The organism is Nonomuraea sp. NPDC050022 (genome assembly GCF_044460705.1).
GTDB lineage: Bacteria > Actinomycetota > Actinomycetes > Streptosporangiales > Streptosporangiaceae > Nonomuraea.
In genome coordinates this window covers 156,737-183,116 of the sequence record NZ_JBITKE010000008.1, presented here as the reverse complement: position 1 = coordinate 183,116, position 26,380 = coordinate 156,737, and the positions used below count along the sequence as shown (strand labels likewise).

Below are 26,380 nucleotides of genomic sequence, written 5' to 3'. Positions count from 1 at the left end.
GTTCCGTGTCGCCTGTGCGAGGGGATGGTCCTCCGGGCGCCGTCAGGCGCCGCCTGGTTCGACGGCCTGCTCCCACATGGACTTCATCTCAGCGAACCCTTGCTCCATGATCCCCACCATGGCCTCCCGGGCCCGCTCTCCGTCGCGCCGCTGGATCGCCTGGGCCACGTCAGTGTGCAGCTGCAACGCCTTCTCGTCCGGGTTGTGCGGCATCAGGTGGTAGTGATGCCGGCCGGCCAGCACCTCGGCGACGATCAGCTGCAGTTTCGCGAACATCTCGTTGCCGGAGCCGGCCAGCACCCGCCGGTGGAATTCGATGTCCAGGTTGAGGAAGCGCGGCTCATCGCCGGCTTTCCCCGCGGCCCACATCTTGCCCGCGAGGCCGACCAGCTCGCTCGCCTCGTCGTCGTCGATCCGCTCGGCGGCCAACCAGGCGGCGTGCGGCTCGATCGCGGTCCGTAGCTCGGTGATCGAGCGCATCTGCGCCATCCGCCCGGCCGAGGCCAGCCGCCAGCGGATCACCTGCGGATCGAAGACGCTCCACCCCACGGCGGGCTGGATCATGATCCCGACCCGGCGCCGGGTCTCGATGAGCCCCATGGATGCGAGCACCCGCAGCACCTCGCGGATCACCGAGCGGGAGACCTGGTAGCGGTCGACCAGGTCGTCGATGTTCAGGACGGAACCGGCGGCCACATCGCCGCTGCAGATGGCGGTGCCGAGGTGGTCGAGAACGCGTGCGTGTAGCCCAGTCTCGGGAGGGGAGGGCTGGGGTGGGGCACCCTCTGGGGAGGACTGATTCACGGCATAAAGCATATCAGTTGACGGCCAGCTCTTGAATAAATCCGCTTTTTTGTCCTAGCATCCCGGAATTAAGCCGATGTTACGAGAGTGTGGCGCTCTTCCGGGCGGCGGCCATGACAGAAAGGCGAGATGACGTGCAACGTCGATCGATATTCAGTACTTCTCTGGCCGTGGTTGTCGCCATGAGCCTGTCCGCCTGTGGCGGCGGCGGTGACGACAGCGGTGCGTCCAAGACGGTCCGGGTCACCCTGGCCAACCACGTGTGGACGGAGAACATCAAGAAGAGCCTGCCCGAGTTCGAGAAGCAGACCGGGCTCAAGGTCGAGGTCACTCAACTCGGCGAGGACCAGCTCTCCGATCAGTACAACGTCAAGCTGAACGCCGGCTCGTCCGACATCGACGTGATGATGTACCGCCCCCTGCAGGAGGGGAAGCTCTTCGCCAAGAACAAGTACCTGACCGACCTGTCGGAGCAGGTGAAGGCCAACAAGGACTGGGACTTCAGCGACTTCCAGGCCGGCCCGGTGGAGGCCACCACCTACGAGGGCAAGCCGGTCGGTGTCCCGATCATCACCGAGCAGGAGGTCCTCTACTACCGTAAGGACCTGCTCGCCAAGGCCGGCCTGAGCGCCCCGCCGAAGACCCTCGACGAGCTGAAGGCCGCCGCCGCCAAGGTCAAGGCGGCCCAGCCGGACGTCGCCGGCTTCGTCGCGCGTACCGGCAAGTCGCCGGCGGTCACCCAGTTCTCCAGTTTCCTCTACAGCTTCGGCGGCGACTTCGTGGACGGCAGCGGCAAGGCCGCGGTCAACAGCGACGCGGCCAAGCAGGCGTACGCCTTCTACGGCGGGCTGATCAAAGACTCCGGCCCGGCGAACGTCAGCACCGACATGGGCTGGCCCGAGGCGATGGCCATCTTCACCCAGGGCAAGGCCGCCTTCTACACCGAGGCCAACTCGCTCTACAAGAACGCCACCGACCCGGCCAAGTCCAAGGTCTCGGACAAGGTCGGCTTCGCGCCGTTCCCGGCCGGCCCGGCCGGTTCGAAGCCGTACAACATCCCGTCGTGGGCACTGGGCGTCAACTCCAGCTCGGAGAACCAGGGCAACGCCTGGAAGTTCATCGAGTGGGCCACCGGCAAGGCCCAGACGCTCAGCCAGCAGACCTCCGGCGTGCCGGGCGCCCGTAGCTCCGTCTGGGCCAACCCGCAGGGCACCTCGACCTTCCCGAAGGACCTGGTGGAGGCCATCAAGGCCAGCACCAAGGCCGGGGTGGGCCATGACCGGCCGCTGGTCGTGAAGGTTGCCGAGGCCCGCGAGATCGTCGGCCAGCCGATCGTCGACGCGATCACCGGCAAGGACGCCGCGGCGGCCGCCGACACGGCCAACGCCGCGTTCCAGAAGTTCCTGGACGACGAGGCCAAGTAAGCATGGCAACGATCACCACCACCAAGGCGCCGCGCGGCGCCCCGACCGCCTCCCATACGCCCGGCTGGGTGCGCTGGGTCAATGACCACCGCAAGTGGCTCTTCGCCGCGCCCGCGATGACCTTCGTCACCGCGCTGATCGTGTTCCCCCTGGCCTGGACCGGCTATCTCAGCCTGACCGACGCCGAGGGATCCGTCCGGGCGGAGAGCGAGTTCGTGGGCTTCCGGAACTACCTCGACGTCTTCACGGACACCGCCCGATTCTGGCCCGCCGTAGGACGGACCGCCACGTTCACGGTGGTCGCGCTGCTGTTCGAGGTGGTCCTCGGGATGGCGATCGCCCTGCTGCTCTGGCGGCCGTTCAAAGGGCAGAGATGGGTCCGGGTCGCCATCCTGATGCCGCTCGTCGCCACCCCGGTCGCGGTCGGCATGATGTGGCGGCTCATCTTCGACCCGAACATCGGCATGGCCAACCAGATCCTCGGCTGGGTCGGCATCGGGCCGCAGCCGTGGCTCGCCGGCCAGCACACGGCCCTGCCCACCACGATCTTCATCGACGTGTGGCAGTGGACACCGATGGTGACGCTGATCCTGCTCGCCGGGCTCACCTCGCTGTCGGACGAGCCGCAGGAGGCGGCACGCATCGACGGCGCCAGCACCTGGCAGCGTTTCCGGCACGTGACCCTGCCGCTGCTGGGGCCCACGCTGACCGTGGCGATCCTGCTGCGCGGCATCGACGCGCTGAAGACCTTCGACATCCTCTACGCCACGAAGGGCCGCGGCGGCGGTTCGTTCCACGAGGTAGAGACGCTGAACGTGTACGCCTACGGCCTCAGCTTCGACTACAACGAGTACGGCGTCTCCTCCACCGTCCTCATCCTCTTCTTCCTGATCATCATCGGGGCGATGTGGGCCCTGACCGCCCGGCGCAAGGAGGCCAAGCGATGAAGCCCCGTCCCGCGTACCGGGTGTTCCGGGTGGTGGCACTCACCTTCGTGGTGCTCTCGCTGCTCGCACCGCTGCTCTGGATGATCGCCGCGTCGTTCAAGACCAACGTCGACATCTACGACCCGGGCAAGGCGCTGGCCTTCTCGCCCACCATGGACAACTACGCCAAGGTGCTCAAGCAGGCCAACTACGTCGAGTTCATCGTCAACAGCCTCTGGGTGGCGTTCGCCGCCACCGTGGCGTCGCTGATCCTCGGCCTGCCGGCCGCGTACTCGATGAGCCGGTTCAACATGCGGAAGTCCGCGCTGGTGGTGCTGATGGCCCGGGTCATCCCCGGTGTCTCGCTGCTGGTGCCCTGGTACTACGTCTTCTCCAACCTGAAGATGGTCGGCGGCTTCGGGGTGCTGATCCTCAGCCACATGTTCGTCGCGCTACCGCTGGTGGTCTACATCATGATGGGCTACTTCGACAGCCTGCCCGAGGAGCTGGAGGAGGCGGGGCTGGTCGACGGGCTGACCCACATCGGCGCGTTCCGCCGCATCCTGCTGCCGCTGTCCGTACCGGGTATCGCCACCGCTGGGATCTTGTCCTTCATTTTCTCCTGGAACAACTTCATGTTCGCGCTCGTGCTCTCCGACGCGGACACCAAGACCCTGCCCGTGGCGATCTTCGACTTCGTCGGCTACGCCAGCATCGACTGGGGCGGTCTGATGGCCGCGGCCACCGTGGTCACCGTACCGATCATGCTGATCGCCTTGTTCGTGCAGAAGTACGTGGTCTCCGGCCTCACCGCCGGCGCGACAAAGGGCTGACCGGCATGACGACCATCGCCCGCATAGAGACCTTTCTCGTCGCCCCCCGCTGGCTCTTCGTCCGGGTGGAGACCGCCTCCGGGATCGTCGGCTGGGGTGAGGCCACCTGCGAAGGGCGTTCCGAGACCGTCCGCGCCGCCATCGACCAGCTCGCGGAGCTGCTGATCGGCCGGGACGCGCTGCGCATCGAGGACCACTGGCAGGTGCTGACCAAGGGCTCGTTCTACCGGGGCGGTCCGATCCTGGCGAGCGCCGTGGCGGGCCTCGACCAGGCCCTCTGGGACATCGCCGGCAAGCACTTCGGCGCCCCGGTGCACCAGCTGCTCGGCGGTCCGGTACGAGACCGGATCCGGATGTACGGCTGGGTCGGCGGCGACGAGCCCAGCGAGGTCCGCGACCACATCGCCGCCCAGGTCGAGGCCGGGCTCACCGCGGTGAAGATGAACGCCTCCGGCAAGATGAGCCCGCTCGCCTCGGTCGCCGAGCTGAACGGCGTGGTCGCCCGGGTGGCCGCCGCCCGCGAGGTGCTCGGCGAGGACCGCGACGTCGCCGTCGACTTCCACGGCCGGTTCACCCTGGCCAACGCCCGCCGCCTGGCGCCGCTGCTGGAGCCGTATCGGCCGCTGTTCCTGGAGGAGCCGGTCGTCCCGGAGAACTCGCACCTCATCGGCGAGTTCGTCCGCTCGACCACCATCCCGGTGTCGACGGGGGAACGGCTCTACAGCCGGCAGGAGTTCCTGCCCGTCCTCCAGGCCGGCATCGCGGTCGCCCAGCCGGACCTCTCGCACGCCGGCGGTATCACCGAGGTACGCAAGATCGCCACCCTCGCCGAGGTGTACGACGTGCAGCTCGCCCCGCACTGCCCGCTCGGCCCGATCGCCCTCGCGGCCTGCCTGCAGATCGGCTTCGCCACCCCGAATTACCTCATCCAAGAACAAAGCATCGGCATCCACTACAACCGCGGCGCCGAGGTGCTCGACTACTGCCTCGACAAGACCCCGTTGGCTTTCGTGGACGGGTACGTCGAGCGGCTCACCGCGCCCGGCCTGGGGATCGAGGTCGACGATCAGGCGGTCCGCTCCGCCGGCAAAACAGGACACTCCTGGCGCGGCCCCATCTGGCGGCACCGGGACGGTTCCTACGCGGAATGGTGAGCGTGATCCCTCGACTTCGCCGCCACCACCTTTGAGAAAGGCATCTGCGTGAAGATCATCGCAGCGGACGTCGTCGTCACCAGTCCCGACCGCAACTTCGTCACCCTCAAGATCACGACGGATGAGGGGATCAGCGGGCTGGGAGACGGCACACTCAACGGGCGGGAGCTGGCGGTCGCGTCGTACCTGGCCGACCACGTCGTCCCCCTCCTGCTCGGGCGAGACCCGCATCGCATCGAGGACACCTGGCAGTTCCTCTACCGCTCGGCGTACTGGCGGCGCGGGCCTGTCACCATGGCCGCCATCGCGGCCGTGGACGTGGCGCTGTGGGACATCAAGGCCAAGGCCGCCGGGATGCCGCTCTACCAGCTACTCGGCGGAGCCTCCCGGAACGGGATCATGGCGTACGGGCACGCCTCGGGCCGGGACCTGCCAGAGTTGTTCGACTCGATCCGCCGGCACCTGGAGATGGGTTACCGGTCGATCCGGGTGCAGACCTCCGTACCTGGCATCAACGCCGTGTACGGAGTAGCCGCCCAGCCCAGTGTCGACGGCAAGCGGTACGACTACGAGCCGGCCCAGCGCACGGCGCTGCCCGCCGAAGAGGACTGGGACACCCGCGCCTACCTGCGCCACCTGCCCGGCGTCTTCGAGGCGGTGCGCAACGAGTTCGGGCCCGAGCTGCCGCTGCTGCACGACGGCCACCATCGGATGACCCCGATCCAGGCCGCCAAGCTCGGCAAGGCCCTTGAGCCGTACGACCTGTTCTGGCTGGAGGACTGCACGCCGGCCGAGAATCAGGAGGCGCTGCGCCTGGTACGCCGGCACACCACCACTCCGCTGGCCATCGGCGAGGTCTTCAACACCGTGTGGGACTACCAGACCCTGATCCGCGAACAGCTCATCGACTACGTCCGCTCCGCCGTCACCCACACCGGGGGGATCACGGCCATGCGGAAGCTGCTCGACTACGCCGCCCAGTATCAGATCAAGTCCGGCATCCACGGCCCGACCGACATCTCGCCGGTCGGCATGGCCGCCGCCCTGCACCTGGACCTGGCGATCCACAACTTCGGCATCCAGGAGTACATGCAGCACGGCCAGGCGACCAACGAGGTGTTCCAGCAGTCGTTCAGCTTCACCGACGGCTACCTGCACCCCGGCGGGCTGCCGGGACTCGGCGTGGAGCTCGATGAGAAGGCCGCGGCGCGATTCCCGTACCAACCGGCGTACCTGCCGTTCAACCGGCTCACGGACGGCACCGTCCATGACTGGTGAGCACGGCGGATCCGGGCTATGGGCGAGTCGACATATGATCCTTTGAGCTGATGTTCGCCCGTTGTCGGAAGGCCGCCATGACCCACCCCCTCAGCCGGCGGTCCGCCCTGCTGGGCACCTCGGCCGTGGCCGGCCTCGCTCTTTGGGACAGACCAGCCGAAGCGGCCGGCACCGCGACGGTCAGCACGGCCATGTTCGACGCCGCGCGTGAGCGGTGGGTGAGCCTGCTGGCCGGCGGGTCGTACGACTCCGTCTACACCGACAAGGCGCAGGCGGTCGACGGCTCGGCCAACGCGGTGCTGCGCAAGCTGAAGCCCGACCCCGGCCGCCCGAGCCTGTGGCCCGACCTGCCGCTCGACGACCCCCGTACGGGCAACTTCAACCGCGCCTACAACCGCATGCGCACGCTGGCGCTGGGCTGGGCCACGCCGGGCACCACCATGCACCGCGACGGGCACGTCGCCGACACCGCGATCATGGCGCTGGACTTCCTGTACAAGCACGCCTACCACGAGGGACTCGACCGGCGGGGCAGCAACTGGTACTGGTGGGAGATCGGCGTCCCCCGCGCGCTGACCGACACCTGCGCCCTGCTGTACGACGGCCTGCCCAAGGACCGCCTCGAGCGCTGGCTGCGCCCCCTGCGCCGCTGGTGTCCCAACCCGGAGCGCCGCGTCAGCCACCCCGGCGTCGTCGAGACCGGCGCCAACCGGGCGGGCAAGGCCACGGCGGTGGCGATGCGCGGATTGCTCACCCACGACGCCCGCCTCGTCAAGCGGGCCAGGAACGCGGTCTCCGACCTGCTGCGACCGACCAAGGGCCCAGGCGACGGCTTCTACCGTGACGGGTCGTTCATCCAGCACGACGTGTTTCCCTACAACGGCAGCTACGGCGTGGACTATCTGGAGAGCGTGGCCAAGCTGATCGCCATGCTCGCGAGGTCACCGTGGGAGATCACCGGAATCGGCCACGTCTACGACCTCGTGGATCGCTCGTTCGCGCCGTTCATCTTCGACGGGCTGATGATGGACTGCGTACGCGGCCGGCAGATCTCGGTGCAGGGCCACCGCGACCACCACTCCGGGGAGAAGGCGGTCGAGTCCATCCTCACCCTGCTGGAGGCGGCGCCCGAGCGCTACGCCCAGCGCTGGCGACCGCTGGTGAAGGGCTGGATCACCCGCAACCAGGCCGCCCCCGCGCTCGCGTCGCTGGCGAGCATCGCCGGGGCCAAGGCCCTGCTGGAGGACCTGTCGGTGCCGGTCGGCCCGCGCATGACGGGCACGTACGTCTTCGCCGACATGGACCGGGTCGTGCACCGCCGCCCCACCTGGGCCTACGCGATCGCGATGAGCTCGGAGCGCATCGGCGCGGCGGAGTCCATGAACCAGGAGAACCTGCACGGCTGGTACACCGGCGACGGCATGACCTACCTCTACACCGCCGACCTCACCCACTGGAACGACGACCTGTGGCCGACGATCGACCCGCACCGGCTGCCGGGCACGACGGTCGACACGCGCGGGCGCGCCGACCTCTCGCACAGCAAGCGCCGCCTGCCACCCACCCCGTGGGCGGGCGGCGTGGCACTGGACGGCGAGTACGGCGTGGCGGCCATGAAGCTGATCGCCGACGGCTCCTCGCTGCGGGCCAAGAAGGCGTGGTTCCTGCTCGATGACGCGGTGATCGCCCTCGGCACCGGCATCGCCGCCTCCGACGGCCGCCGCATCGAGACCATCGTGGAGAACCGCAACACCCACGACTGGCATCCGCCGCTGACCCGGGGCGACGGCTGGGTCCACCTGACCGGCGTGGCCGGCTACGCGCTGCTCGACGGCGCCGACGCGAAGGTGATCCGCGAGCAGCGCACCGGCCGCTGGCGCGATATCGACAAGGGCGCCACCACCGGCGGCGACAACACCCCCGTCACCAGGCACTACACGACGATCCTGCTCGACCATGGCGTCGATCCGGGCAAGGCCCGCTACGCCTATGCCGTGCTGCCCGACGCCTCCATCGCGCAGACCGCGGCTTACGGGCAGCGGATCAAGATCCTCGCCAACTCCCGAACGGTGCAGGCCATCGCCCGCGACAACGTGCTCGCCGCCGTCTTCTGGCGCGCGGGGACCGTCGAGACCGCGGACGGACCGCTCCACGCCGACGGCCCCTGCACGCTGCTGATCCGCCGCGACCACGGGCGGGTACGGCTCGCGGTCTCCGACCCGTCCAGGACCGCCGACGAGGTGAAGATCACGCTGCCCTGGCGGGTGAAATCGGTCAAGAAGCGCGACCGCGGCGTGCGCAAGGCCAAGCGCTCGGTCAAGGTGGAGGTCGGTCGCAGCCGCGGGCACGCCCACACCGCGGTGGTGCACGTCTGAGGCGCACCGACAAGTCCGGGCCGAGGAACGGTGAACAGCGTCGGCGTTCGCGAACTTTTCCTCATGCCGGAGCGACCAACTACGAAGTCGACCCTTTACGGAGGTCCTGGATGACTTCGCCCTTGACCGTGGAACCGCCGTTGACCCGCCCGTACCGGTTCCGGCGGCTGAAGGGACTCGGGCTGGTCGTTCTCGGCATCGCGCTGGGTGTGGCGCTGTCCGTCGCGGTGCGGTGGCCGCGGTCCGAGGTGGTCTATCGCAGCGACCAGCCGGCCACGGTGGCCTACAACGACGGTTCGAAGCATCTGCTGGCCTTGATTCACCGCAGCGCCCTTGTCGGGGAGTCGCACCAGATCTTCGTCGGCCGGGATCCCAGCCTTTCCTACGGCCATTGGGTGGACATCGAAACGTCGGCCGACTCCGTCAAGGCGACCGAGTGGACGACCGCCGGGGTGCGGGTGCTTTTCAACACCGGGCACGAGCTCTTCATCCCCGCCAGGTCCTTCGTCGGCGGCAGGTGACCCCGGCCGGGCGAACGCTCAGCGCCCCCGAGCCTGGGCTGTTCAGGGGCGGGTGTGGAAGGTCTGGTACGGCGACCAGGGTCCGCGGTTACGCGCACTCGGCCCGCGAGGCAGGCCCGCCCGGACCGCAGGGCGGGCCTGCCCGGCCCGCCGGTTACGGGCGGGCGAGCTCGGTCACCGTGCGGGCGCGCAGCAGGCGCGGGTGCAGGAGTTCGGCTCGCTGCCTGGGTACGCCGGCGGCGAGCGCGGCGTCGGTGAGCGCGGCCCCGATCCATTCGAGGTCGACGCTCCGGCCGTCGTCCCGCCTGATCAGCGGCTCTCCGGGGGGACGGCTGGCGCACAGCGCGCGCAACAGGTGGCGGACCTCCGGCGACACCGGGAACGCGACGACGCCATCACGGCCGTCGCGCAAGGTGATCAGGGTCAGCTGGTCGGCGGGGGCGGAAGGGCGGACATCGTGGGCGGTCAAAGCGGCCAGCGCCTCCACGCAGGCGCCTGTCGCCTCCAGCAGCGCGACGGCGAGAGCCTCGGCCCATCGGCCGTCGTCGGCCAGCCGCCTGGCACCTGTTCGCAGCAGGCGCCGCTCGGCCGGGGTGAGGGGAGGCGTGCCGGTCACGCCACGGTGAGACCGATCCGCGCCGGTTCGCCGGGCGAAGGCGTAGAAGGAGGCCAGCGTGGCGCGTCTCCGGATCACCGTCGCCCTGGTCAAGGGCTTGCCGGACGCGCGTACGCCGGTGGTGAGGGCGGTGTAGCAGTAGGCGTCCAGTTGAGCCTCGGTGGCGGTGAGCAGGTCGAGGGCCGGCTCGGCGGTGTGCAGCCAGCGCAGGAACGAGGCCAGGATCCGCAGCCGTGTCTGTCGCAGGGGCGCGGAGGGCTTCTCACTGAGCCAGGCCGTCACCGTTCGCCGGGTCCGCGGATCCAGTGCGTCCACAAGGTCGACGTCGGCCGCAGGGACCTCGCCCCCATCACCAGCGCGCAGGCGCGGTCGTAATCCCGGGATCTGCGCGACGCCGGCCGGCTCTGGATGGCTCGCGGGTCTCATGGGGTCGCCGCCGGGGAAGGGAGACGCGAGGCCGTCCCCGAACGTGTGCGGGACTCGCGGGGTGGTCTCCGCCTCGACCATGCTCAGCACGCGGCCGACGCCGTGACCAGATCGGCGGTGAACATCGCGGCAGCCTCGCCGGCCGGCCCGGAGGGGTGAACGACTGAACGGCCCGTGCCTGACAAACCCATCATGATCTCGATCATCTCATGGAGCGTCGCCAACAATCCTCGCCTGACCCGGTGGACAGCGGCTGTCAGCTTTGAGCGCTCTCGTACGCGATCCCACCTCGCCACGGCGGCGCAGCAGGCCGACGTCGAACTGGAACTGGCCGACTGGGCCCACGCCACCCGCTGACGGGCCTGTCGATGGGGTATCCGGGCGGCATCGCCGCTGCCGTGAGTTAACCGCTGTGTGACGGCGTTCGGAAGAGGCGCTCGATGATGGTCTGCCAGCTGTCGGCCAACGGGATGGAGGCCGGGGTGGGGTCGGCCGGGAAGGGCCGCGACATGCCCAGGTAGAGCAGGATCGGGCCTTCGAGCGCGGCGGTGAGCTGGACGGCCAGGCTGTCGAGGTCGGCGATGTCCAGGAGTTCGTCTTGGTGCGCCTGTCCCAGGAGCATCCGGATGTGCAGCCGGGAGAGGTTGTGCTCGCCGACGGGGACGGGCTGGTTGCGGTCCAGGGCCGCGCGGACGATCGCGTGGTGGTCGAGCAGAAAGGCGATGCGGGCCCGGCCGTAGGCGATCAGCCGTTGCACCGGGTCGGCTCCGGGGCCGAGCGGCGGTGGCCCGCCCATGACGGCCTGCTGGAAGGCACGGTCGTCCTCGTCCACCAGGGCCTGGAAGATTCCCGCGCGGGTGCCGAACCGGCGAAAGACAGTCCCTTTGCCCAGGCCGGCCCGTTCGGCCAGGCCGTCCATGGTCACCCTCTCCACCCCGTGCTCGGCGATCATCTCGCGGGCCACCTGGAGCAGTTGCAGCCGGTTGCGCGCCGCGTCCACCCGTTCCGCACGGGGACGACCGAAGGGCACCACAGGGAGATCCACAAGTTCTCACCCTACCTCTGGAATATAAAGCGGGGTAAAGTCCGCTTATGCTGAAGCGGGTCGCGGCGCCGGCACCCAGGCCGGCTCGCCGCCGACATCGCTGAGCCGCATGACGCGGCACCTTAAAGGAGACGATCATGAGTCTGTTCCGGCTGGACGCCAGCATTCTTCCCGGCACCTCTTCCAGCGCCGAGCTCGCCGACCTCGTCGAAGCCGAGTGGACGGCGACCCGGCCCGGCGAGCCGGTAGTGCGTCGTCACCTGGCCACCGACCCGCTGCCCGCCGAGGCCTGGGCGCTCGCGGCGACCGCGGCGTTCACCTCCGAACCCGACCGCACCCAGGCGCAGCGTGACGCGCTCGCGCTGGCCGTGCGGCTCGCCGCCGAACTGGAGGCGGCCGACGCGGTTCTGCTGGCCGTGCCGCTGTACAACTACGGGGTCTCCCAGCACTTCAAGACCTGGGCCGACCTGGTCATCGCCGCGGCGGGCGCCGGCACTCCGGTGCTGAAGGGCAAGCCGACCGTGCTGGCCACCGTGCGTGGCGGCGGCTATGGACCCGGGACCCCACGTGAGGGCTGGGACCACTCCACCCCGTACCTGACGCGGGTTCTGAGTGACATGTGGGAGGCCGACCTCACCGTCGTCGAACGTGAGCTCACCCTCGCCGCCACCAACCCGGCCATGGAATCGCTGCGCCCGCTGGCCGCGCAGCTTCACGGCGACGCCCTCGCCGCCGCCCGCGACGCCGGCCGAGAGCTGGCCGCCAAGTAGCCGCGCCGCCGGCTCGCACTGGCCAAGCGCTCCGCAGCCGCAGCCGTACTGGCCAAGCGCCGGCCGCCGCCAGGGTCGCCCCGTGATGATCGGGGCGGCCCTCCCTTACTCGAACTTACTCAAACAGGGACGGGTCTCCCGTGCCGCGACGAAGAATCTCGGGTTCACCCTGCGAGAGGTCGACGACGGTGGTCGGGGTGGCGCCGCACTCGCCCGAGTCGATGACGGCGTCGACCACGTGATCGAGCCGCTCCTTGATCTCCCAGCCCTGTGTCGCGGGCTCGGTCTCGTCGGGCAACAGCAGGGTGCTCGACAGCAGCGGTTCGCCGAGCTCGGCCAGCAGCGCCTGGGTGACGACGTGATCAGGGATCCGCACACCGACCGTCTTCTTCCGGGGATGCATCAACCGCCGCGGCACCTCCTTGGTCGCGGGCAGGATGAACGTGTATCCGCCCGGAGTCGCCGCCTTGACCAACCGGAACACCGCATTGCTCACGTGAACGAACTGGCCGAACTGCGCGAAGTCCCTGCAGATCAGCGTGAAGTGATGATCACTGCCGAGGCTGCGGATCTCCCTGATCCGATCGATGCCTTCCCGGTTGCCCAGCCGGCACCCCAGCGCGTAGCACGAGTCCGTCGGGTACGCGATCAGCCCGTCGGCGTTTAACGAATCGACGACCTGGCTGATCAGGCGAGGCTGGGGGTTGTCCGGGTGCAGAGCGAAATACTTGGCCACACCTCGGATCTTAGAAGCGAACACCCCATCGCATGACACGCCCCCCGGCGCAGTGACGCGACGTCGCTGGGAATGGGCACTGGTCGAGCAGGATCACAGTACCCACCGGCTTCGCGATCCGCTTCACTGTCCGAGCCCAGGCGATCCGATGACATTCCAAGGTGGTACACGCGTGGCTGTGGCAATCCTTCCCATCGACGGCGATGGCGAGGACGGACGGGCTTCCGGCGGCCCCCTGCTCTTCCAGATTCTCGGTCCTTTACGGCTCTGGCGGGGTCACGTCGAGTTGAGCGCCGGACCCCGGCAGCAGGCCTTCCTGCTGGCCCTTCTCCTGGCCAGGGAAGGACGGCCGATCAGCACCGATGAGCTGATCGATCTCATCTGGCAGGACGATCCGCCGGCGAGTGCCCTCAACGTCATCCACAAGTACGTCGGGTCGCTGCGCCGGCTGCTGGAGCCTGAGCTTTCGGCGCGAAGTTCCGGCTCCTACCTGGAGCGGCGTGGCAACAGCTACCTGTTCGCGGCGGCAGCCGGGACGCTGGACCTTGTCGTGTTCCAGAACCTTGTCGAGGCCGCCCTGGTGAAGGAGCGCCCTGAGGCGGCTCTCGACTGTTACGTGGAAGCGCTGGGACTCTGGCACGGCTCCGCGGGCGATGGGCTGGGCCAGGGACCGGCCGCGACGTCGATATTCGCGAGGCTGGACGGCCAGTTCTTCGACGCGTGCACGGCGGCGGCCGAGCTCGCGGTGTCGCTGGGCCGGCCGGAGCGGCTGCTGCCTTCCCTGCACCTGGCTGCCAGGATGGCGCCCCTGCACGAGCCGGTGCAGGCGAGCCTCATCTCCACGCTGGGCGCCGCCGGGCAGCAGGCGGAGGCGTTGTCGGTGTTCCGCGCGGTCCGTGCCCGGCTCGCCGAGGATCTCGGCATCGACCCTGGCCAAGCCGTGGCCGCCGCGCACCGGCTGGTGCTGGACCAGAACCCGACGGCGACCGAGGCAGTGACCGTACGGCGCTCGGCCGGACACTCGCCCGCACCGGTACAGGCCGCCGCGAGATCCGCGACATCGTCCGGAGACGTCCTGGTCGGCCGAGCGGAGGAACTGACGGTGCTGCGGCAGGCGATCGAGCCCGCCTTCACCGCAGGCACGGGGCTCATCGTCCTGGAGGGCGAGCCGGGGATAGGCAAAACGCGGCTGCTGGAGGAGCTCACTGCCGAGGCGGAGAAGCGTAAGGCCGCCGCCGTCTGGGCCCGCTGCCTGGAAGGCGAAGGAACGCCGTCGATGTGGCCGTGGATTCAGGCAGTCGGCGCTGTGCTGGACGAGCTGCCCGGCGCGGCGCGGGAGAAATGGCTCGCCGGCGAACTCGGCGACCTCCTGGAGCCGGACGGTGACGGCCTCGGCGAATCGGTGGCACGCGACGCGGGCGCCCAGTTCCGCTTGTTCGAGGCGGCCGTCGCCGCCATTGGCCAGGTCGCGGCGCGGCGACCACTGGTGCTCATGATCGACGACCTCCAGTGGGCGGACGTCGCGTCGCTGCGCTTGTTCAGCCACCTGGCGGCCCGGCTGCCGGCCGGCACCGCGGTCATCGGAGGGCTCCGCGACCGCGCGCCCGTACCCGGATCGGCGCTGACGCGGACGCTCGCCGCGGCGAGCCGGGTGCCCGGCCACTTCCGTACCCGGCTCGGTCCTCTCGGCCTGGCCGAGGTGGCCGAGCTCGTCCGCCGCGAGACCGGCCAGGTTCCAGGCCCGGAGGCGGTACGCGGCATCTATGCGCGTACGGCCGGCAATCCGTTCTTCGTCCGGGAGCTGGCCCGGCTGCTCGCTGACAGCGGCGCGCTCGTCGAGGGCGCCGGGGCGCGAGTGGGAGTGCCCGCCACCGTGCGAGACGTCGTCCGCGACCGGATGGCCGGACTCGACGACCGCGCCAGGAACCTGCTCCAGATCGCCGCGCTGATCGGCCGGGAGGTGGACCTCGGTCTGCTCGCCGGGGTCGCCGACCTTGACGTACAGACCTGCCTCGATCGTCTGGAGCCCGTGGAAGCGCTCGGCCTGCTCGAACCCACACCAGGGAACCCGTTCTCGTTCCGCTTCTCGCACGATCTGGTCCGCGAGTCCGTCTCCGAGAGCACGCCCGCCGGGCGGGCGAACCCGCTTCACCTGCGCGTCGCCGACACGCTCGAACGTACCGACTCCTCCGGCGACTACGTGGCCGAGCGCGTCGCCCACCACCTGTGGGCGGCCGGTCCGCTCGCCGATCCGCGCCGGACCACGGCGGCGCTGGTGCGCGCGGGCCGTCACGCGGCGGCCAAGTCCGCGCTCGAGGCCGCCGAGCGACAACTGCGGCTGGCCGTCCGGGTGGCGCGGACGGCCGGCCTCGCCGACGCGGAGTTGCCCGCCCTGTCTCAGCTGATCGCGGTCGTCGGGATGCGTGAGATGTACGGCACCTCGTCGGTGGATCTGCTGGAACGCGCGGAGCACCTGGCCCGGATCCTCGGCCGGGAACTCGACGCCATCGTCCTGCTCTACTCCCGCTGGGCGGCCCACGCCCAAGCCCTCGAGAGCGACCGCAGCAGGCTGCTGGCGCGCCGGTTGCTGAAAGAGGGTGAAGCATCCGACAAGCCGCTCGTACGCGCGTATGGGCTGCAGGCATGGGGGCTGCAGCAGTTCAGTGACGGGAACATGGGCGAAGCGTTCCGTCGCCTGACCGAGGCGAGCCGGATCCTGCTGACCCGCGTCGTCCGGCGCGAGGACGATCCCGTCTGGTACGACCTGCAGCTGCTGATGATCGGGATGCTCGCGGAGGCGACCGCGATGCACGATGACATCGACGGCGCGCGATCGCTGCTCGACCGGCTGGCGGCCCCCGGCGACGCCCCGTTCACGATCACGGTCTGGGCCGCCCACGCGGCAAGGATGGAAGCACTGATCGGCGACCCGGAACGGGCCTTGCGCGCGGCGGAACGCGGGATCGCCGCGGACCCCGATTTCTCCTTCGTCTTCCTTGGCACCTACCAGCGGCTGGTCCGGTGCTGGGCGCTGGCCATGACCGGCAGGGATCCGGCGGGCGCCGCGGCGCAGGCCGAGCGGATCATCGCCACCAACCTCCTCGACCCACCTCGGGCCAGCGTCTCGACCTGCTTCGGGCATCTGTGTGAGATGTGGCTGGCCGCCGGCGCGCTGGACAAGGCCGCCGCGGCCCTCGACAAGGCCGACTCCTGCCTCGATCTCTACGGTCAGCGCTACGCGGAGGGCCTGCTCCTCCTGCTGCGGGCGCGACTGCTGCTGGCGGAAGGGGAATCCGTCGCCGAGGTGAGGGCCGTCGCGGAGAGATGCCGCACACTGTCCACCGAACGCGGGACCCACCTGTTCGCCCGGCGCGCCGAAGAGTTCCTGGCCACGCTGGACGGTGGCCATCTTGAAAATGGTTGAGCGGCGAATTCAGTAAATATTCACTCGTTATCAAGACGCTTATTGAGAGCTCCGGTCGGCGAGTGCGAATTCCACTTTCTGTTCAGTATTCGTCAAGAACGCATCTGCCCTTGTAGTAGCCCTGTGGCATTGCTCACATGCCGAATGTGTATTTTTACGCAGAACGACCACTATTGTCTTTCATATGGTCTGCAGCGATCAAAGAGTCACAACTGCGAGTCAAAAAGGAAAGGCAATGATGAGCACGTTAAATCAGGCGGGCAACGGACGGATCTCGTGGCGCCGGGTAATTGGCGGCGCGGCGGCGGCAGGAGCGGTCGCGGTGGTGGCCGCCACCGCGGTGACCGCCACTCCCGCGGCCGCCGCACCGGAATGGCGGTTGCCCCACTCCGCCGAGGCGAGTACGGTCACACGGGCTCCCATGGCCAGCACGTCCAGGAAGTACTACTTCGCCGCCGGGCTCCTCGGCAGGAACGAGGTGCGCGAAGCGGGCAAGAAGGTCGATGACCCGGACGGCGTGGCCGTTGCCAAGTTCCGCATCAACGGCAACCGCTTCTACTACTTCGTCCAGTGGCGGAAGACCGGCAAGCCCACCGCCTTCCACATCCACCGCGGCAAGGCGGGCGTGAACGGCCCGGTCGTGATCGACCTGCTGTCCAGCGGCACCATTCGCGGCAACACCAGCTTCGGCTCCGTCCGTGTCAAGAGCAGCCTGCTCAGGGACATCAAGAAGAACCCGAAGAACTGGTACGCCAACATGCACACGGCCCAGTTCCCCGACGGTGCGGTCCGTGGCCAGCTCCACAACGGCGGCCACTGGTAAATCGCCCTCTTCGGCGGGGCATTCCACTGGCAGTGGAATGCCCCGCCTGGAGGCCGACTCCACGACAGGACAAGTGACGGCTGTTACGTGAATCCCGACTTCTTCGACCTGCTGGCGGGCTGCCACCAGCGGCTCGTCGGTACCCCGCTGGCCGGTCCTGAGGCCACGGCGCGCTGGTTGTACGAGGACGCGCCCTTCGGCGTGCTGGCGCACGACGCGGCGCGCGACCCCCGCTTCGCCTACGCGAACCGCACCGCCCAGCGCTGCTTCGAGTACGACTGGGCGGAGTTCGTCGGCCTGCCCTCCCGGCTCTCGGCGGAGCCGGACCGGCGGGAGGACCGTCAGCGCCTGCTGGACGCCGTGCACCGGAGCGGCTTCGCGACCGACTACCGGGGACAGCGCATCGCCAAGTCCGGGCGCCGGTTCTGGATCGAGGACGTGACGATGTGGAACCTCACGGACGGCGACGGCGTACTCGTGGGCCAGGCGGCCACTTTCCAACGCTGGGAGGCTGTGCTGTGAGAGGTACTGGCAGGGACCCCCACCTGTGGCGGAGTCTGCTTACCCTGGCGGTATGGACAACCGGGACGAAATCAGCGCATTCCTCCGCTCCCGGCGAGACAAGATCACGCCTGAGCAGGCGGGGCTGCCGGTGTACGGCCAGCGGCGGGTGCCCGGCCTGCGCCGGGGCGAGGTCGCGATGCTCGCCGGAGTGAGCGTGGAGTACTACACGCGTCTGGAGCGCGGCAACCTCCGGGGCGCGTCCGACAGTGTGCTGGGCGCCCTTGCCCAGGCTCTGCGCCTGGACGACACCGAGCGCATGCACCTGTACGACCTCGCCCGAGCCGCCGGGCCCGCGCCCCAAGGACGGGCCAGGCAGCGGGAGACCCGGCCGGTGGTGCGTCCGGGCGTGGCGCGGATCATCGAGGGCATGCCGCAGCTGCCGGCGTTCGTGAAGAACGACCGTCTGGACACGCTGGCCGCCAACCCGCTGGGTCGTGCGCTCTTCTCGCCGATGTACGCCGATCCGACGTCCGGGGCGAACAGCGCTCGGTTCGCCTTCCTCAGTCCCGCCGCCCGGCAGTTCTACATCGACTGGGAGCGCGTCACCCACGAGGCCGTCGGCGTGCTGCGCATCGCGGCGGGAAAGAATCCCTACGACCGGGAGCTGTCGAATCTGATCGGTGAGCTGTGCACCCGCAGCGACGCCTTCCGCGTGATGTGGGGCTCCCACGACGTGCACGTCTTTCGCGAGGGCACCAAGCGGCTGCGCCATCCGGTCGTCGGCGATCTGGAACTCGATCACGAGTCTCTGGCCCTGCCGGACGAGAACGGGCTGAGCGTGGTCGTCTACAGCGCGCCGCCCGGAAGCGCCACGGAGGACGGCCTGAAGCTGCTCGCCAGCTGGTCCGCCACCGCGGGTCAGGAACAGGAGGCCGACACCCCGTCCACGAGCTGACCAGGAAACAGGTGGCAAGGCATGGTGCTGTGGTGACGGGTGTGACGCACTAGCATGCGCAAGGACAAAACCTGACTGACTGCTTTGCGAGGAGTGGCGGGATGTTCGAGAAGTTCACCGACCGAGCGCGGCGCATCATCGTCCTGTCCCAGGACGAAGCCAGAACGCTCAACCACGACTCCATCGGCACCGAGCACGTTCTGCTTGGTTTGATCCGTGAAGATGAGGGTGTGGGGGCCCAGGTTCTCAAGAACCTGGGCCTCACCCTTGAGGATGTGCGCCGGCAGGTTGAGGAGAGCCGGAGCCGAGGCCAGTCCGCTCCGTCGGGCTACCTTCCGTTCACGCCGGCGGCCAACGAAGTGCTCCAGGCGGCGAACCAGGAGTCCCTGCGACGCGTCCTCGATTACATCGGCACCGAACACCTCCTGCTCGCACTCACCCGCGACCGTGCGAGCGTGGCCGCCCAGGTGCTGGTCAAGCTCGGCGTCGACCTCGACCAGGTCGGGCCGACCACGGACAAACTCCTCCAGCAGTACGTCAACTAGGGCCGATCAGCGGCTCGATGCTCTCCCACGCGGGCGGCTCCGGCCACCCGGCCGCCGCGTCCGGGCCCGTGGGCCCCAGGCCGAGCACCGCGCAGGCCAGCAGGTGCTCGCCGGGCGGCAGGTCACCCCTCAGCGTGGGGATCGTGGTGCGCGGCGTGAGCACGTTCGTGCCGGGCAGGGCCGTGACCAGGTCGCCCTCCCGCTCGCCGGTCAGGTCCTCGATCACGCACAGGCCGTGGGGCGCGTCGAGCCGGGCCCGGCCGGAACCGATGTCGACCCGGATGGGCGGCCGGTCGCGGTCGAGCGCGAAGGCGCCCTCGGCCGTGCGCAGCGCCCGCCCGGTCGTGATCCGGTGCACCCGTACGTGCCACGGGGGCAACGCCACCAGCCAGGTCTCGATCTCCACGTCCTCCCACGGCGTCCAGCGGGAGTGCAGCACACCGTCGGCGGCGGAGACCTGGTCCGGCAGCTCGCACGGCCGCCAGTGCTCGCCGTCCTCGCTGAGCGCCAGCGTGCTGTCGAAGGCGCCCTGCTCCAGCTTCAGCGTCCCGGCCGGCACGCTGAAGCCGAACCGCGTGGAGTAGGCGAACTTGGCGTACTTGGCCGCGCCGTGCCGCGCCCACGGGTTGCGCTGCCCCGCGCTGAGCAGCACCACGTGCCGCCCCTCCTCGCAGCGCATCAGCGCCACGCCCGCCTCCGGCTGGGTGCTGACCTCGGGCAGCGGGGGAGCGTCGGCCTCCTTGGCGGTCCAGAACGGATGCTCCGCGGGCAGGGCGAGCGGCAGGAACGCCTTCATGGCCCAGTACGGCGAGCCGGGCGCGTTGTACTGCTCGGCCATGTGCGGCTGGGGGTAGCCGTAGCCGATGGTGAGCACTCCCGCGTTGTCGCGGATCGGCCGGCGGTCCCACCAGCGCAGGTTCCGCAGCAGGTGCCCCTTGGTCACCTCCCACGGCAGCGCCTCGACGTCGGCGAAGGCCAGCGCCCCCCAGAACGCCGACTGCGCGAACCGGTAGGTCAGGCTCCTGCCGAACGGGACGGCCACCCCCTCGCTGCTGAACCAGTGTTGGAAGTCCTGGGCGAACGCCGCGGCCCGCTCACGGAAGCGCCCGGCCCGGTCCTGGTCGCGACCGAGCGCGGCGTAGATGAGGCCGTAGTAGTGCATGGCGAACGGGATGTAGTAGTCGCGCTGCCACGTCGGCCCGTCGGAGTACCAGCCGCGCCCGAGGTCGAACTCCTCCAGCCGGTCGAGCCTGGCCGTGTTGGCGTCGTGGTCGTGGGAGATGCCGACGCGGTCGAGCCCGAGCCCCACCATGACCGGGAAGAACAGCCAGTTGTTGTCGTTCGGCTCCACGGTGACGGAATGCCGTAGCCAGGCGGCCACCGTGTCGCGCTGCGGGCCGGTCAGCGGGTCCCAGATCCGCTCGGGGGCCAGGGCGAGCGCCAGGCCGAGGGCGGCGGTCTCGACCAGTCGCTGGTTCTTGTCGAAGGCCGCGCCCCAGTAGTCGGGGTGCTCGGGATCGGTCCCGGCGGCGAGCCCGGCGCTCCAGAGGTCCCAGTGGTCGAACGCCCCGCCGCCGGCCGCCAGGGGCGCCAGCCCCCACAGCGGGCGTGCAAACGCTTCCAGCTCGGCGGACGCCAGGTCGTAGTGCGCCGTGTGGAACCCCAGCCGCAGCCGTCCCCGCCCCGGACTGAACCGCGAAATCAGGGGCGTGACCAGGTCCAATACCTGACGCGCCAACTCTTCTCGATCGCCGCCGGGCCGGTCGTCGGTGTGCACGGGGTCTCTCTTTCGCTGGGAAAGCGCTATCCCGAGCTAGGTTTCCCGCCGTCGCCCGCACTTGTCAACACCCCGGCGCCCTCGCCCGTCAACACCGCGGGAACCCCGGGCGGGGCGGTGCTGTCGCGGACCTGCAGCTCCATCGGCAGCGTCACCGGCGCTCCGTCGTGCCCCTCGGTCATGAGGGCCACCAGCATCTCGGCCGCCTGCCTGCCGAGCTGCCCCTGGGGCACCGACACCGTGGTCAGACCCGTGTGCGCCACGTGGTCCAGCGCGATGTCGTCGAACCCCACCACCGACAACTCCTCGGGAACCCGCACCCCGAGCTCGCGCATCCGGGTCACCGCCCCCAGGGCCACCAGGTCGTTGTAGGTGGTGAGCGCGGTGGCGCCGGTGCCGGCCACCGCGGCGGCCGCTTCGTACCCGCACTGGCTGGTGGACCCGCACGGCAGGATCGTGACGGACAGGCCGAACGCCTTGGCGGCCTCCAGCGCCCTGATCCGCTCGGAGTTGGCCCAGGACACCTCGGGCCCGCTCAGGTAAGCGACCCGGCGGTGGCCCAGCTGCGCCAGGTGGCCGCAGATCAGCATCATCCCGCCGAAGAAGTCGGCGGAGACGGCGGGCGCGGCCAGGCCGGGGACGATCCGGTTGAGCAGGACGAGCGGGTGGCCCCGGCCGGTCAGGGCGGCCAGGTCGGCGCGCTCCAGGCGGGAGGAGGCGAGCAGCACGCCGTCGCAGCTGCGCATGAGGTCCTCGACCAGGTCGTGCTCGATCGAGGGGTCGTCGTCCGACTCCATGACCATGACGCGGCGCCCGTGGGAGCGGGCGACGGCCGAGACCGCCTTGAGCACGCCGGGAAAGTAGGGATTGGCCAGGTCGGGGACCAGCACGCCGATGGTGCCCCACTCCCCGCGCGCCAGCCCCTGCGCCGCCGCGTTGGGCCGGTAGCCCAGCTGCGTGACCGCGTCGTGGACCCGCGCCGCCAGAGCGGGATCGACCTTCGTCGTGCCGTTGAGCACGCGGGAGACGGTCGAGGCCGACACCCCCGCGGCCGCCCCGACGTCGCTGATCGTCACCCGGCTCCCGCGGCCCTGCCGCAGATTACGCACCCGCTCCTCCTGCCTGCCGTGCGCCCGTCAGCCGAGCAGCCCGCGCAGATGATCCAGATCTCTCCGTACGGCCGCCACCGGGTCGGCCGCCGGGTAGTGGACGTGCAGCGACAGCACCCCGGCGTAGCCGCGTTCGCGCAGCCCGGGGATGATCTCCGCCCAGCGGACCACGCCCCCGTCCGCGAACGGCTGCCAGTCGCACGTCCAGCCGTCCGGGCCCGATCGCCAGGCGGCGTTCTTCACTCCCATGCAGGCCATCCGATCGCCCAGCAGCTCGACGTTGAGCGCCCATGCCTCGCTGCCCTCCTTGGCCTGGTTGCCGGGGTCGGCGTAGAAGCGCACGTCATTCAGGTCGCCCGCCAGCGCGAGGGCGAGCGCGGCGGATGGATGGATCGTACCGTGATGCAGCTGGATCGCCACCCGCACGCCGTGCCGGGCGGCGAGAGCGGACAGGCGGGTCAGCGCGGCTCTGGCCTCCTTCAGCTGATGGTGGTAGCCGATGGCGGGGTCGTAGCGGTAGAAGCCCGTCCGTACGAGGGGGACGCCGGCCTCGCCGCAGGCCGCGATGAGCCGTTCGGCGTCGGCGTCGGCGTCGAGGAAGTCGGTGGTGACGACGTCGAGGGTGAGCCCGCGACGCCCGAGTTCCGCGGCGACGACGGCGATGCCGTCCGGGTCTGTGGGGCTGACCGTCTGGCCCTCGCGTACGAGGAGGTCCGCCCCCTCGGCGCCCACCGAGGCGACGGCCTCGGCCAGCTCGGGGGCGTCGATGGAGCCGAAGGGCTTGGTGAAGGCGAGCAGGCGCACACGTACTCCTGAAGTTGAGAAAGCGCTTGTACATCTTGGGCCAGACAGACTTCACGGCTGAGCATCCATCTGAAACCGCTTTCTCACAAGCCTTGAATCGGGGAATGAGGCGGGCTACTCTCGACCCACCCTCGGGTAAGCGCTTACCAGCTACCCGACCCCCCTCTGACCTCCGCCTCTTTAGGAGGGTCCATGATCCCTCGTCCGCGTTTGACCGCCGTGATGGCCACCGCAGCCATGGCGTCTCTGCTCGTGTCGGCGTGCGGCACCTCGAGCAACCCGAGCGGAGGTGGCTCGCAGACCACATTGCGGATCTGGGACTTCTCCGCCGAACAGGTGAACTTTCACAAGGACATCGGCGCCCAGTTCACCAAGGAGCATCCCGACATCAAGATCGAGTGGCGCTCGATCACCCAGTCCGAGTACATGAAGACCCTGCCTCTGGCCTTCCAGAGCAACCAGGCGCCGGACATGTTCTACTGGAACGCTCTCGGGCTGTCCCAGCTGACGGACCAGAAGTGGATCCGCCCGCTCAGCCCGAGCGGGACCGTCCCCGCCGACTTCACCAAGCGCTGGCCGGACGGGTCCTTCCTGGAAGGCATCAACATGCAGGACGGGAAGACCTACGGCTTCCCGTTCTCGGAGAACCTGTACTGGGGCTCCGGCTACATGTTCCTCAACAAGAAGGTCTTCCAGGATGCCGGGCTGGACGTCAACAGCCCGCCCAAGACCTGGACCGACCTCAAGAACGCCTGCGCGCAGATCAAGGCCAAGACCAAGGCGCAGTGCATCGCCGCCCCCACCAAGGGCGTGGACATGCAGCGCATCTGGTACGGGCTGATCGGCAGCGTCTCGACGGACGAGTTCTTCGACTACAAGACCGGCAAGTTCGACGTGACCCAGCCCGCGCAGACGAAGACCTTCGCCTTCATCCAGGAGCTCAACAAGGCCGGCTACCTGGCGCCCGGCACCAACGACAAGAACTTCTCCCGCCAGCAGTTCGCCGCCGATCAGGCCGGCATCATGTTCGACGGCACCTGGCTGCCGAGCGTGTGGGCCAGCCAGGGCTTCAGCAGCGACAAGTACGTGGTGGCGCCACGCGTCAACCCCGACAGCGGGCAGACCGGCGCGGCCGGCCGCAAGTACGACAACAACAAGTACTGGGTCAGCTCGCAGACCAAGCATCCCGACGCCATGTGGACCTTCATCCAGTGGATGACCGACCCCAACGGCTACTTCGTCAAGCAGTACTACAAGAGCGCCTTCGGCACGCTCGCCTACGTCGACAACCAGAAGATGGTCACCGACCCGGCGCTCAGGCAGATCATGGAGATCGGCGGAAAGCCGGGCTACCGGGTCCAGCTTCCCGTGCCGCTGCTCAAGTGCCCCGACATCGCCAAGTCCAAGGCGTACGTCAACGCGGTGGCGAAGACCCCCGACGGGGAGTGGGAGGCCATGGGTGAAGCGCTGACCAGCGGCAAGCCTCTGGAGACCACGGGCGCCGCCATCGCCCAACAGCGGCAGACCGCTCTGGAGGAAGGGCTCAAGCAGGAGGCGGCCGGCGGCCTGAAGGTGTCGATGGACTGCTACACCTTCTCCGACTGGGAGTACACGAAGGACTACACCTCGGACATGTACCGCAACTGACCGGACTCCTCGTGAGGACATCCATGACAACCACCGCTCCCGCCCCCAGGCGGGAAAGGGTGCCGGACAGGGACCGGTCGCCCGCCAAGCGGGTGCCAGAGCGCCCCGATCACTCCCGCGAGCGCGTCCGCGGCATCGAGAGGGTCTGGCTGCTCGTCTTCCTGGCCCCTTTCCTCCTGCTCTACCTCGGCTTCACCATCTGGCCGCTGATCGCGACGATCTACTACTCCTTCTTCGACTGGTCGGGCGTCGGCCCCATCAATGACTTCGTCGGGGGCGGCAACTACGGCACGATCCTGGCCGACCCGCTGTTCTGGCTCTCCGTGGTCAACACGCTGGTGTTCGCCCTGCTGACGACCGTCATCAAGCTGCCGATCTCGCTGCTGGCGGCGATCCTGCTGACCCGCAAGTGGCTGCGCGGCAAGCGGTTCTTCCGGACCATGTTCTTCGCGCCGCTCATCATCCCCGTCGCCATGGCGGGGCTGGTGTTCACCTACCTGCTCAACCCGTCCAACGGCGCGCTGAACGCGATTCTGCGCGACCTCGGCCTGGTCGACCAGGGGTTCGACGTGTTCGCCAACCGGTGGAGCGCGCTGGTCGTGCTCGTGCTCGTCTCCATCTGGCAGATCTTCGGCCAGTACATGATCTACTGGATCGCGGCGCTGCAGAACGTGCCCGAGGAGGTCTATGAGGCGGCCGCCATCGACGGCGCGGGGGAGTGGAAGAAGCTCACCCGCATCACGCTGCCGATGATCAGGCCGGTCGCCGTGATCATCGCCCTGCTCGGCCTGGTGAACGCCATGCACGTCTTCGGGCTGGTCGTCACGCTCACCGCGGGCGGGCCGGGCACCAGCACCTACGTGGTGTCCTACTTCATCTACCAGAACGCCTTCGGCTCGGTGCCGTTCGCCTACGGCTACGCCTCGGCCGCGGCGCTGCTGTTCTCCGTCATCGCCTTCGTCCTGGTCTCCGCCCAGGGCCTGGCGGTCCGCCGGGCTCAGCGACTCAGGAAGGAGTACGGCGTCTGATGGCAGCGACCACTCGTGCGGCCCGGCGCAGCCACGCCGTGCGGGCCAATCTCATCGCCCTGCCGATCCTGCTGGTCATCGGGCTCGTGTGGGTCTATCCCTTCCTGTGGACGATCTCGGCCGCGTTCAAGACCCAGGCCGGGATGTTCACCAGCGGCGCGAGCCTCCTGCCCGACCAGCTGAACTTCGACAACTTCGTCCGGGCCTGGGTCAACGCCGGGTTCTCCGGATACTTCTTCAACACGGTGCTCTACTCGGTCGCCTCGACCCTGGTCGAGCTGGTCAAGGCGGCCCTGTGCGGCTACGTGCTGGCCAGGTACGAGTTCCCCGGCCGGACCCTGCTCTACCGGATGATCGTGGGGACCCTGTTCATCCCGGTCGCCTCGATCATCGTCCCGCAGTTCGTGCTGATCGAGAACCTCGGCCTGCTGAACACCCGGGCCGGGGTCATCCTGGCCATGTCCGGCGGCGCCGGCGCGCTCTACGTCCTGCTGTTCGTCGGGTTCTTCTCCAGCGTCCCGGCCGACCTGTTCGAGGCGGCCAAGCTCGACGGGGCCGGTTTCCTCAAGACCTTCCGCCTCATCCTCCCGCTGGCCAAGCCGGTCATCGCGGTGGTGGTCATCTTCCAGTTCATCAGCAGCTGGAACGAGTTCAACATCCCGCTGGTGTTCACCCTCGGCCAGCCCGAGTTGCAGAACCTCGCCGTCGGGATGCTGTCCTTCCAGGGCGAGCACGCGACGGACTGGACCGGGTTCGCCGCCGGGATGACGATCTCGTTCCTGCCGATGCTGATGATCTTCCTGTTCTTCCAGAGCTACTTCACGCGCGGCCTGGCCGGCGCCACGAAAGGATGACC

At 69.1% G+C, this 26,380-nt stretch carries 25 protein-coding genes; 17 read left to right on the top strand and 8 right to left on the bottom strand.

Going from position 1 to position 26,380, the window contains the following annotated elements; genetic code table 11:
• Window positions 1–42: 42 nt before the first annotated feature.
• Window positions 43–804 (bottom strand): FCD domain-containing protein, encoded by a 762-nt coding sequence (locus ACIBO2_RS33195; protein WP_358543471.1) that lies wholly within the window; start codon window positions 802–804, stop codon window positions 43–45.
• Window positions 805–986: 182 nt separating this feature from the next.
• Between ACIBO2_RS33195 and ACIBO2_RS33190 the strand changes: the two genes are divergently transcribed.
• From ACIBO2_RS33190 to ACIBO2_RS33160, 7 genes are all read left to right on the top strand, one after another.
• Complete coding sequence (locus ACIBO2_RS33190; RefSeq protein WP_397301973.1) at window positions 987–2,228, top strand: ABC transporter substrate-binding protein; 1,242 nt, start codon at window positions 987–989, stop codon at window positions 2,226–2,228.
• 2 nt (window positions 2,229–2,230) lie between these two features.
• A complete protein-coding gene (locus ACIBO2_RS33185) occupies window positions 2,231–3,175 on the top strand; it encodes a carbohydrate ABC transporter permease (RefSeq protein ID WP_397301970.1) in 945 nt (314 codons plus the stop codon).
• Window positions 3,172–3,987 carry a carbohydrate ABC transporter permease gene (locus ACIBO2_RS33180; protein WP_358543478.1) on the top strand — a complete coding sequence of 272 codons (816 nt, stop codon included), beginning with the start codon at window positions 3,172–3,174 and terminating at the stop codon, window positions 3,985–3,987. Before ACIBO2_RS33185 ends, ACIBO2_RS33180 begins: the two co-directional genes overlap by 4 nt.
• A 5-nt stretch (window positions 3,988–3,992) precedes the next feature.
• A complete protein-coding gene (dgoD, locus tag ACIBO2_RS33175; protein ID WP_397301966.1) occupies window positions 3,993–5,141 on the top strand; it encodes a galactonate dehydratase in 1,149 nt (382 codons plus the stop codon).
• A 48-nt stretch (window positions 5,142–5,189) separates the two neighbouring features.
• Window positions 5,190–6,419 carry a D-mannonate dehydratase ManD gene (gene manD, locus ACIBO2_RS33170; RefSeq protein WP_358543482.1) on the top strand — a complete coding sequence of 410 codons (1,230 nt, stop codon included), beginning with the start codon at window positions 5,190–5,192 and terminating at the stop codon, window positions 6,417–6,419.
• A 77-nt stretch (window positions 6,420–6,496) separates the two neighbouring features.
• Window positions 6,497–8,794 carry a polysaccharide lyase 8 family protein gene (locus ACIBO2_RS33165; protein WP_358543484.1) on the top strand — a complete coding sequence of 766 codons (2,298 nt, stop codon included), beginning with the start codon at window positions 6,497–6,499 and terminating at the stop codon, window positions 8,792–8,794.
• A 110-nt stretch (window positions 8,795–8,904) separates the two neighbouring features.
• Window positions 8,905–9,315 (top strand): hypothetical protein, encoded by a 411-nt coding sequence (locus ACIBO2_RS33160; RefSeq protein ID WP_358543487.1) that lies wholly within the window; start codon window positions 8,905–8,907, stop codon window positions 9,313–9,315.
• A gap of 154 nt (window positions 9,316–9,469) precedes the next feature.
• Here ACIBO2_RS33160 and ACIBO2_RS33155 read toward each other — a convergent pair whose 3' ends face one another.
• Both ACIBO2_RS33155 and ACIBO2_RS33150 read right to left on the bottom strand, forming a co-directional pair.
• The gene (locus ACIBO2_RS33155) at window positions 9,470–10,447 is read right to left on the bottom strand and encodes a hypothetical protein (protein ID WP_358543489.1); all 978 of its coding nucleotides are present in this window, start codon (window positions 10,445–10,447) and stop codon (window positions 9,470–9,472) included.
• Complete coding sequence (locus ACIBO2_RS33150) at window positions 10,441–10,563, bottom strand: hypothetical protein (protein ID WP_358543491.1); 123 nt, start codon at window positions 10,561–10,563, stop codon at window positions 10,441–10,443. Before ACIBO2_RS33150 ends, ACIBO2_RS33155 begins: the two co-directional genes overlap by 7 nt.
• Here ACIBO2_RS33150 and ACIBO2_RS33145 point away from each other — a divergent pair.
• On the top strand, window positions 10,550–10,714 hold the full coding sequence (locus ACIBO2_RS33145; protein ID WP_358543494.1) for a hypothetical protein: 165 nt from the start codon (window positions 10,550–10,552) through the stop codon (window positions 10,712–10,714). The genes ACIBO2_RS33150 and ACIBO2_RS33145 overlap by 14 nt on opposite strands.
• Before the next feature lie 46 nt (window positions 10,715–10,760).
• On the opposite strand, the gene ACIBO2_RS33140 is transcribed toward ACIBO2_RS33145, so the two are convergent.
• The gene (locus ACIBO2_RS33140) at window positions 10,761–11,402 is read right to left on the bottom strand and encodes a helix-turn-helix domain-containing protein (protein ID WP_358543496.1); all 642 of its coding nucleotides are present in this window, start codon (window positions 11,400–11,402) and stop codon (window positions 10,761–10,763) included.
• 137 nt (window positions 11,403–11,539) lie between these two features.
• Between ACIBO2_RS33140 and ACIBO2_RS33135 the strand changes: the two genes are divergently transcribed.
• A complete protein-coding gene (locus tag ACIBO2_RS33135) occupies window positions 11,540–12,172 on the top strand; it encodes an NAD(P)H-dependent oxidoreductase (protein ID WP_358543499.1) in 633 nt (210 codons plus the stop codon).
• Window positions 12,173–12,287: 115 nt separating this feature from the next.
• Here ACIBO2_RS33135 and ACIBO2_RS33130 read toward each other — a convergent pair whose 3' ends face one another.
• Complete coding sequence (locus tag ACIBO2_RS33130; RefSeq protein ID WP_358543502.1) at window positions 12,288–12,908, bottom strand: L-threonylcarbamoyladenylate synthase; 621 nt, start codon at window positions 12,906–12,908, stop codon at window positions 12,288–12,290.
• A 172-nt stretch (window positions 12,909–13,080) separates the two neighbouring features.
• On the opposite strand from ACIBO2_RS33130, the gene ACIBO2_RS33125 reads away from it, so the two are divergent.
• The 5 genes from ACIBO2_RS33125 (at window position 13,081) to ACIBO2_RS33105 (ending at window position 19,159) form a co-directional block, all read left to right on the top strand.
• On the top strand, window positions 13,081–16,332 hold the full coding sequence (locus tag ACIBO2_RS33125; protein WP_397301959.1) for an ATP-binding protein: 3,252 nt from the start codon (window positions 13,081–13,083) through the stop codon (window positions 16,330–16,332).
• Between the two features lie 235 nt (window positions 16,333–16,567).
• Window positions 16,568–17,155: a CHRD domain-containing protein gene (locus ACIBO2_RS33120; protein WP_358543507.1), complete on the top strand. Its 588-nt coding sequence runs from the start codon at window positions 16,568–16,570 to the stop codon at window positions 17,153–17,155.
• Between the two features lie 87 nt (window positions 17,156–17,242).
• Entirely contained in the window at window positions 17,243–17,677 is a 435-nt protein-coding gene (locus tag ACIBO2_RS33115; RefSeq protein ID WP_397301956.1) for an MEKHLA domain-containing protein, read from the top strand.
• Window positions 17,678–17,729: 52 nt separating this feature from the next.
• Window positions 17,730–18,614: a helix-turn-helix transcriptional regulator gene (locus ACIBO2_RS33110; RefSeq protein WP_358543513.1), complete on the top strand. Its 885-nt coding sequence runs from the start codon at window positions 17,730–17,732 to the stop codon at window positions 18,612–18,614.
• A 101-nt stretch (window positions 18,615–18,715) separates the two neighbouring features.
• Window positions 18,716–19,159 (top strand): Clp protease N-terminal domain-containing protein, encoded by a 444-nt coding sequence (locus ACIBO2_RS33105; protein WP_397301953.1) that lies wholly within the window; start codon window positions 18,716–18,718, stop codon window positions 19,157–19,159.
• Here the strand turns inward: ACIBO2_RS33105 and ACIBO2_RS33100 are convergent.
• Genes ACIBO2_RS33100 through ACIBO2_RS33090 form a run of 3 tightly spaced genes read right to left on the bottom strand, consistent with a single transcriptional unit; the run spans window position 19,152 to window position 22,849 of the window.
• The gene (locus ACIBO2_RS33100; RefSeq protein ID WP_358543516.1) at window positions 19,152–20,936 is read right to left on the bottom strand and encodes a DUF2264 domain-containing protein; all 1,785 of its coding nucleotides are present in this window, start codon (window positions 20,934–20,936) and stop codon (window positions 19,152–19,154) included. The two genes, ACIBO2_RS33105 and ACIBO2_RS33100, sit on opposite strands and share 8 nt — an antisense overlap.
• A gap of 26 nt (window positions 20,937–20,962) precedes the next feature.
• Window positions 20,963–22,045, bottom strand: a complete 1,083-nt coding sequence (locus ACIBO2_RS33095) for a LacI family DNA-binding transcriptional regulator (protein ID WP_358543519.1) — start codon at window positions 22,043–22,045, stop codon at window positions 20,963–20,965.
• A 27-nt stretch (window positions 22,046–22,072) separates the two neighbouring features.
• Complete coding sequence (locus tag ACIBO2_RS33090) at window positions 22,073–22,849, bottom strand: sugar phosphate isomerase/epimerase (RefSeq protein WP_358543522.1); 777 nt, start codon at window positions 22,847–22,849, stop codon at window positions 22,073–22,075.
• Window positions 22,850–23,041: 192 nt separating this feature from the next.
• Here ACIBO2_RS33090 and ACIBO2_RS33085 point away from each other — a divergent pair, with 192 nt between their 5' ends.
• The 3 genes from ACIBO2_RS33085 to ACIBO2_RS33075 are packed head-to-tail and all read left to right on the top strand — an operon-like array spanning window position 23,042 to window position 26,378.
• A complete protein-coding gene (locus tag ACIBO2_RS33085) occupies window positions 23,042–24,496 on the top strand; it encodes an extracellular solute-binding protein (protein WP_358543525.1) in 1,455 nt (484 codons plus the stop codon).
• 23 nt (window positions 24,497–24,519) lie between these two features.
• Window positions 24,520–25,524: a sugar ABC transporter permease gene (locus ACIBO2_RS33080; protein WP_358543528.1), complete on the top strand. Its 1,005-nt coding sequence runs from the start codon at window positions 24,520–24,522 to the stop codon at window positions 25,522–25,524.
• Window positions 25,524–26,378, top strand: a complete 855-nt coding sequence (locus ACIBO2_RS33075; RefSeq protein WP_358543531.1) for a carbohydrate ABC transporter permease — start codon at window positions 25,524–25,526, stop codon at window positions 26,376–26,378. The genes ACIBO2_RS33080 and ACIBO2_RS33075 overlap by 1 nt, the downstream gene beginning before the upstream one ends.
• Window positions 26,379–26,380: the final 2 nt, after the last annotated feature.

Excerpts from the sequence above, each read along its gene's own strand:
- ACIBO2_RS33160 (WP_358543487.1), top strand. The coding sequence starts at position 8,905 with ATGACTTCGCCCTTGACCGTGGAACCGCCGTTGACCCGCCCGTACCGG.
- ACIBO2_RS33190 (WP_397301973.1), top strand. The coding sequence starts at position 987 with ATGAGCCTGTCCGCCTGTGGCGGCGGCGGTGACGACAGCGGTGCGTCC.
- ACIBO2_RS33075 (WP_358543531.1), top strand. The coding sequence starts at position 25,524 with ATGGCAGCGACCACTCGTGCGGCCCGGCGCAGCCACGCCGTGCGGGCC.
- dgoD (WP_397301966.1), top strand. The coding sequence starts at position 3,993 with ATGACGACCATCGCCCGCATAGAGACCTTTCTCGTCGCCCCCCGCTGG.
- ACIBO2_RS33185 (WP_397301970.1), top strand. The coding sequence starts at position 2,231 with ATGGCAACGATCACCACCACCAAGGCGCCGCGCGGCGCCCCGACCGCC.
- ACIBO2_RS33180 (WP_358543478.1), top strand. The coding sequence starts at position 3,172 with ATGAAGCCCCGTCCCGCGTACCGGGTGTTCCGGGTGGTGGCACTCACC.
- ACIBO2_RS33165 (WP_358543484.1), top strand. The coding sequence starts at position 6,497 with ATGACCCACCCCCTCAGCCGGCGGTCCGCCCTGCTGGGCACCTCGGCC.
- ACIBO2_RS33085 (WP_358543525.1), top strand. The coding sequence starts at position 23,042 with ATGATCCCTCGTCCGCGTTTGACCGCCGTGATGGCCACCGCAGCCATG.
- ACIBO2_RS33110 (WP_358543513.1), top strand. The coding sequence starts at position 17,730 with ATGGACAACCGGGACGAAATCAGCGCATTCCTCCGCTCCCGGCGAGAC.
- ACIBO2_RS33120 (WP_358543507.1), top strand. The coding sequence starts at position 16,568 with ATGATGAGCACGTTAAATCAGGCGGGCAACGGACGGATCTCGTGGCGC.
- ACIBO2_RS33080 (WP_358543528.1), top strand. The coding sequence starts at position 24,520 with ATGACAACCACCGCTCCCGCCCCCAGGCGGGAAAGGGTGCCGGACAGG.
- ACIBO2_RS33105 (WP_397301953.1), top strand. The coding sequence starts at position 18,716 with ATGTTCGAGAAGTTCACCGACCGAGCGCGGCGCATCATCGTCCTGTCC.
- ACIBO2_RS33150 (WP_358543491.1), bottom strand. The coding sequence starts at position 10,563 with ATGATCGAGATCATGATGGGTTTGTCAGGCACGGGCCGTTCAGTCGTT.
- ACIBO2_RS33145 (WP_358543494.1), top strand. The coding sequence starts at position 10,550 with ATGATCTCGATCATCTCATGGAGCGTCGCCAACAATCCTCGCCTGACC.
- ACIBO2_RS33135 (WP_358543499.1), top strand. The coding sequence starts at position 11,540 with ATGAGTCTGTTCCGGCTGGACGCCAGCATTCTTCCCGGCACCTCTTCC.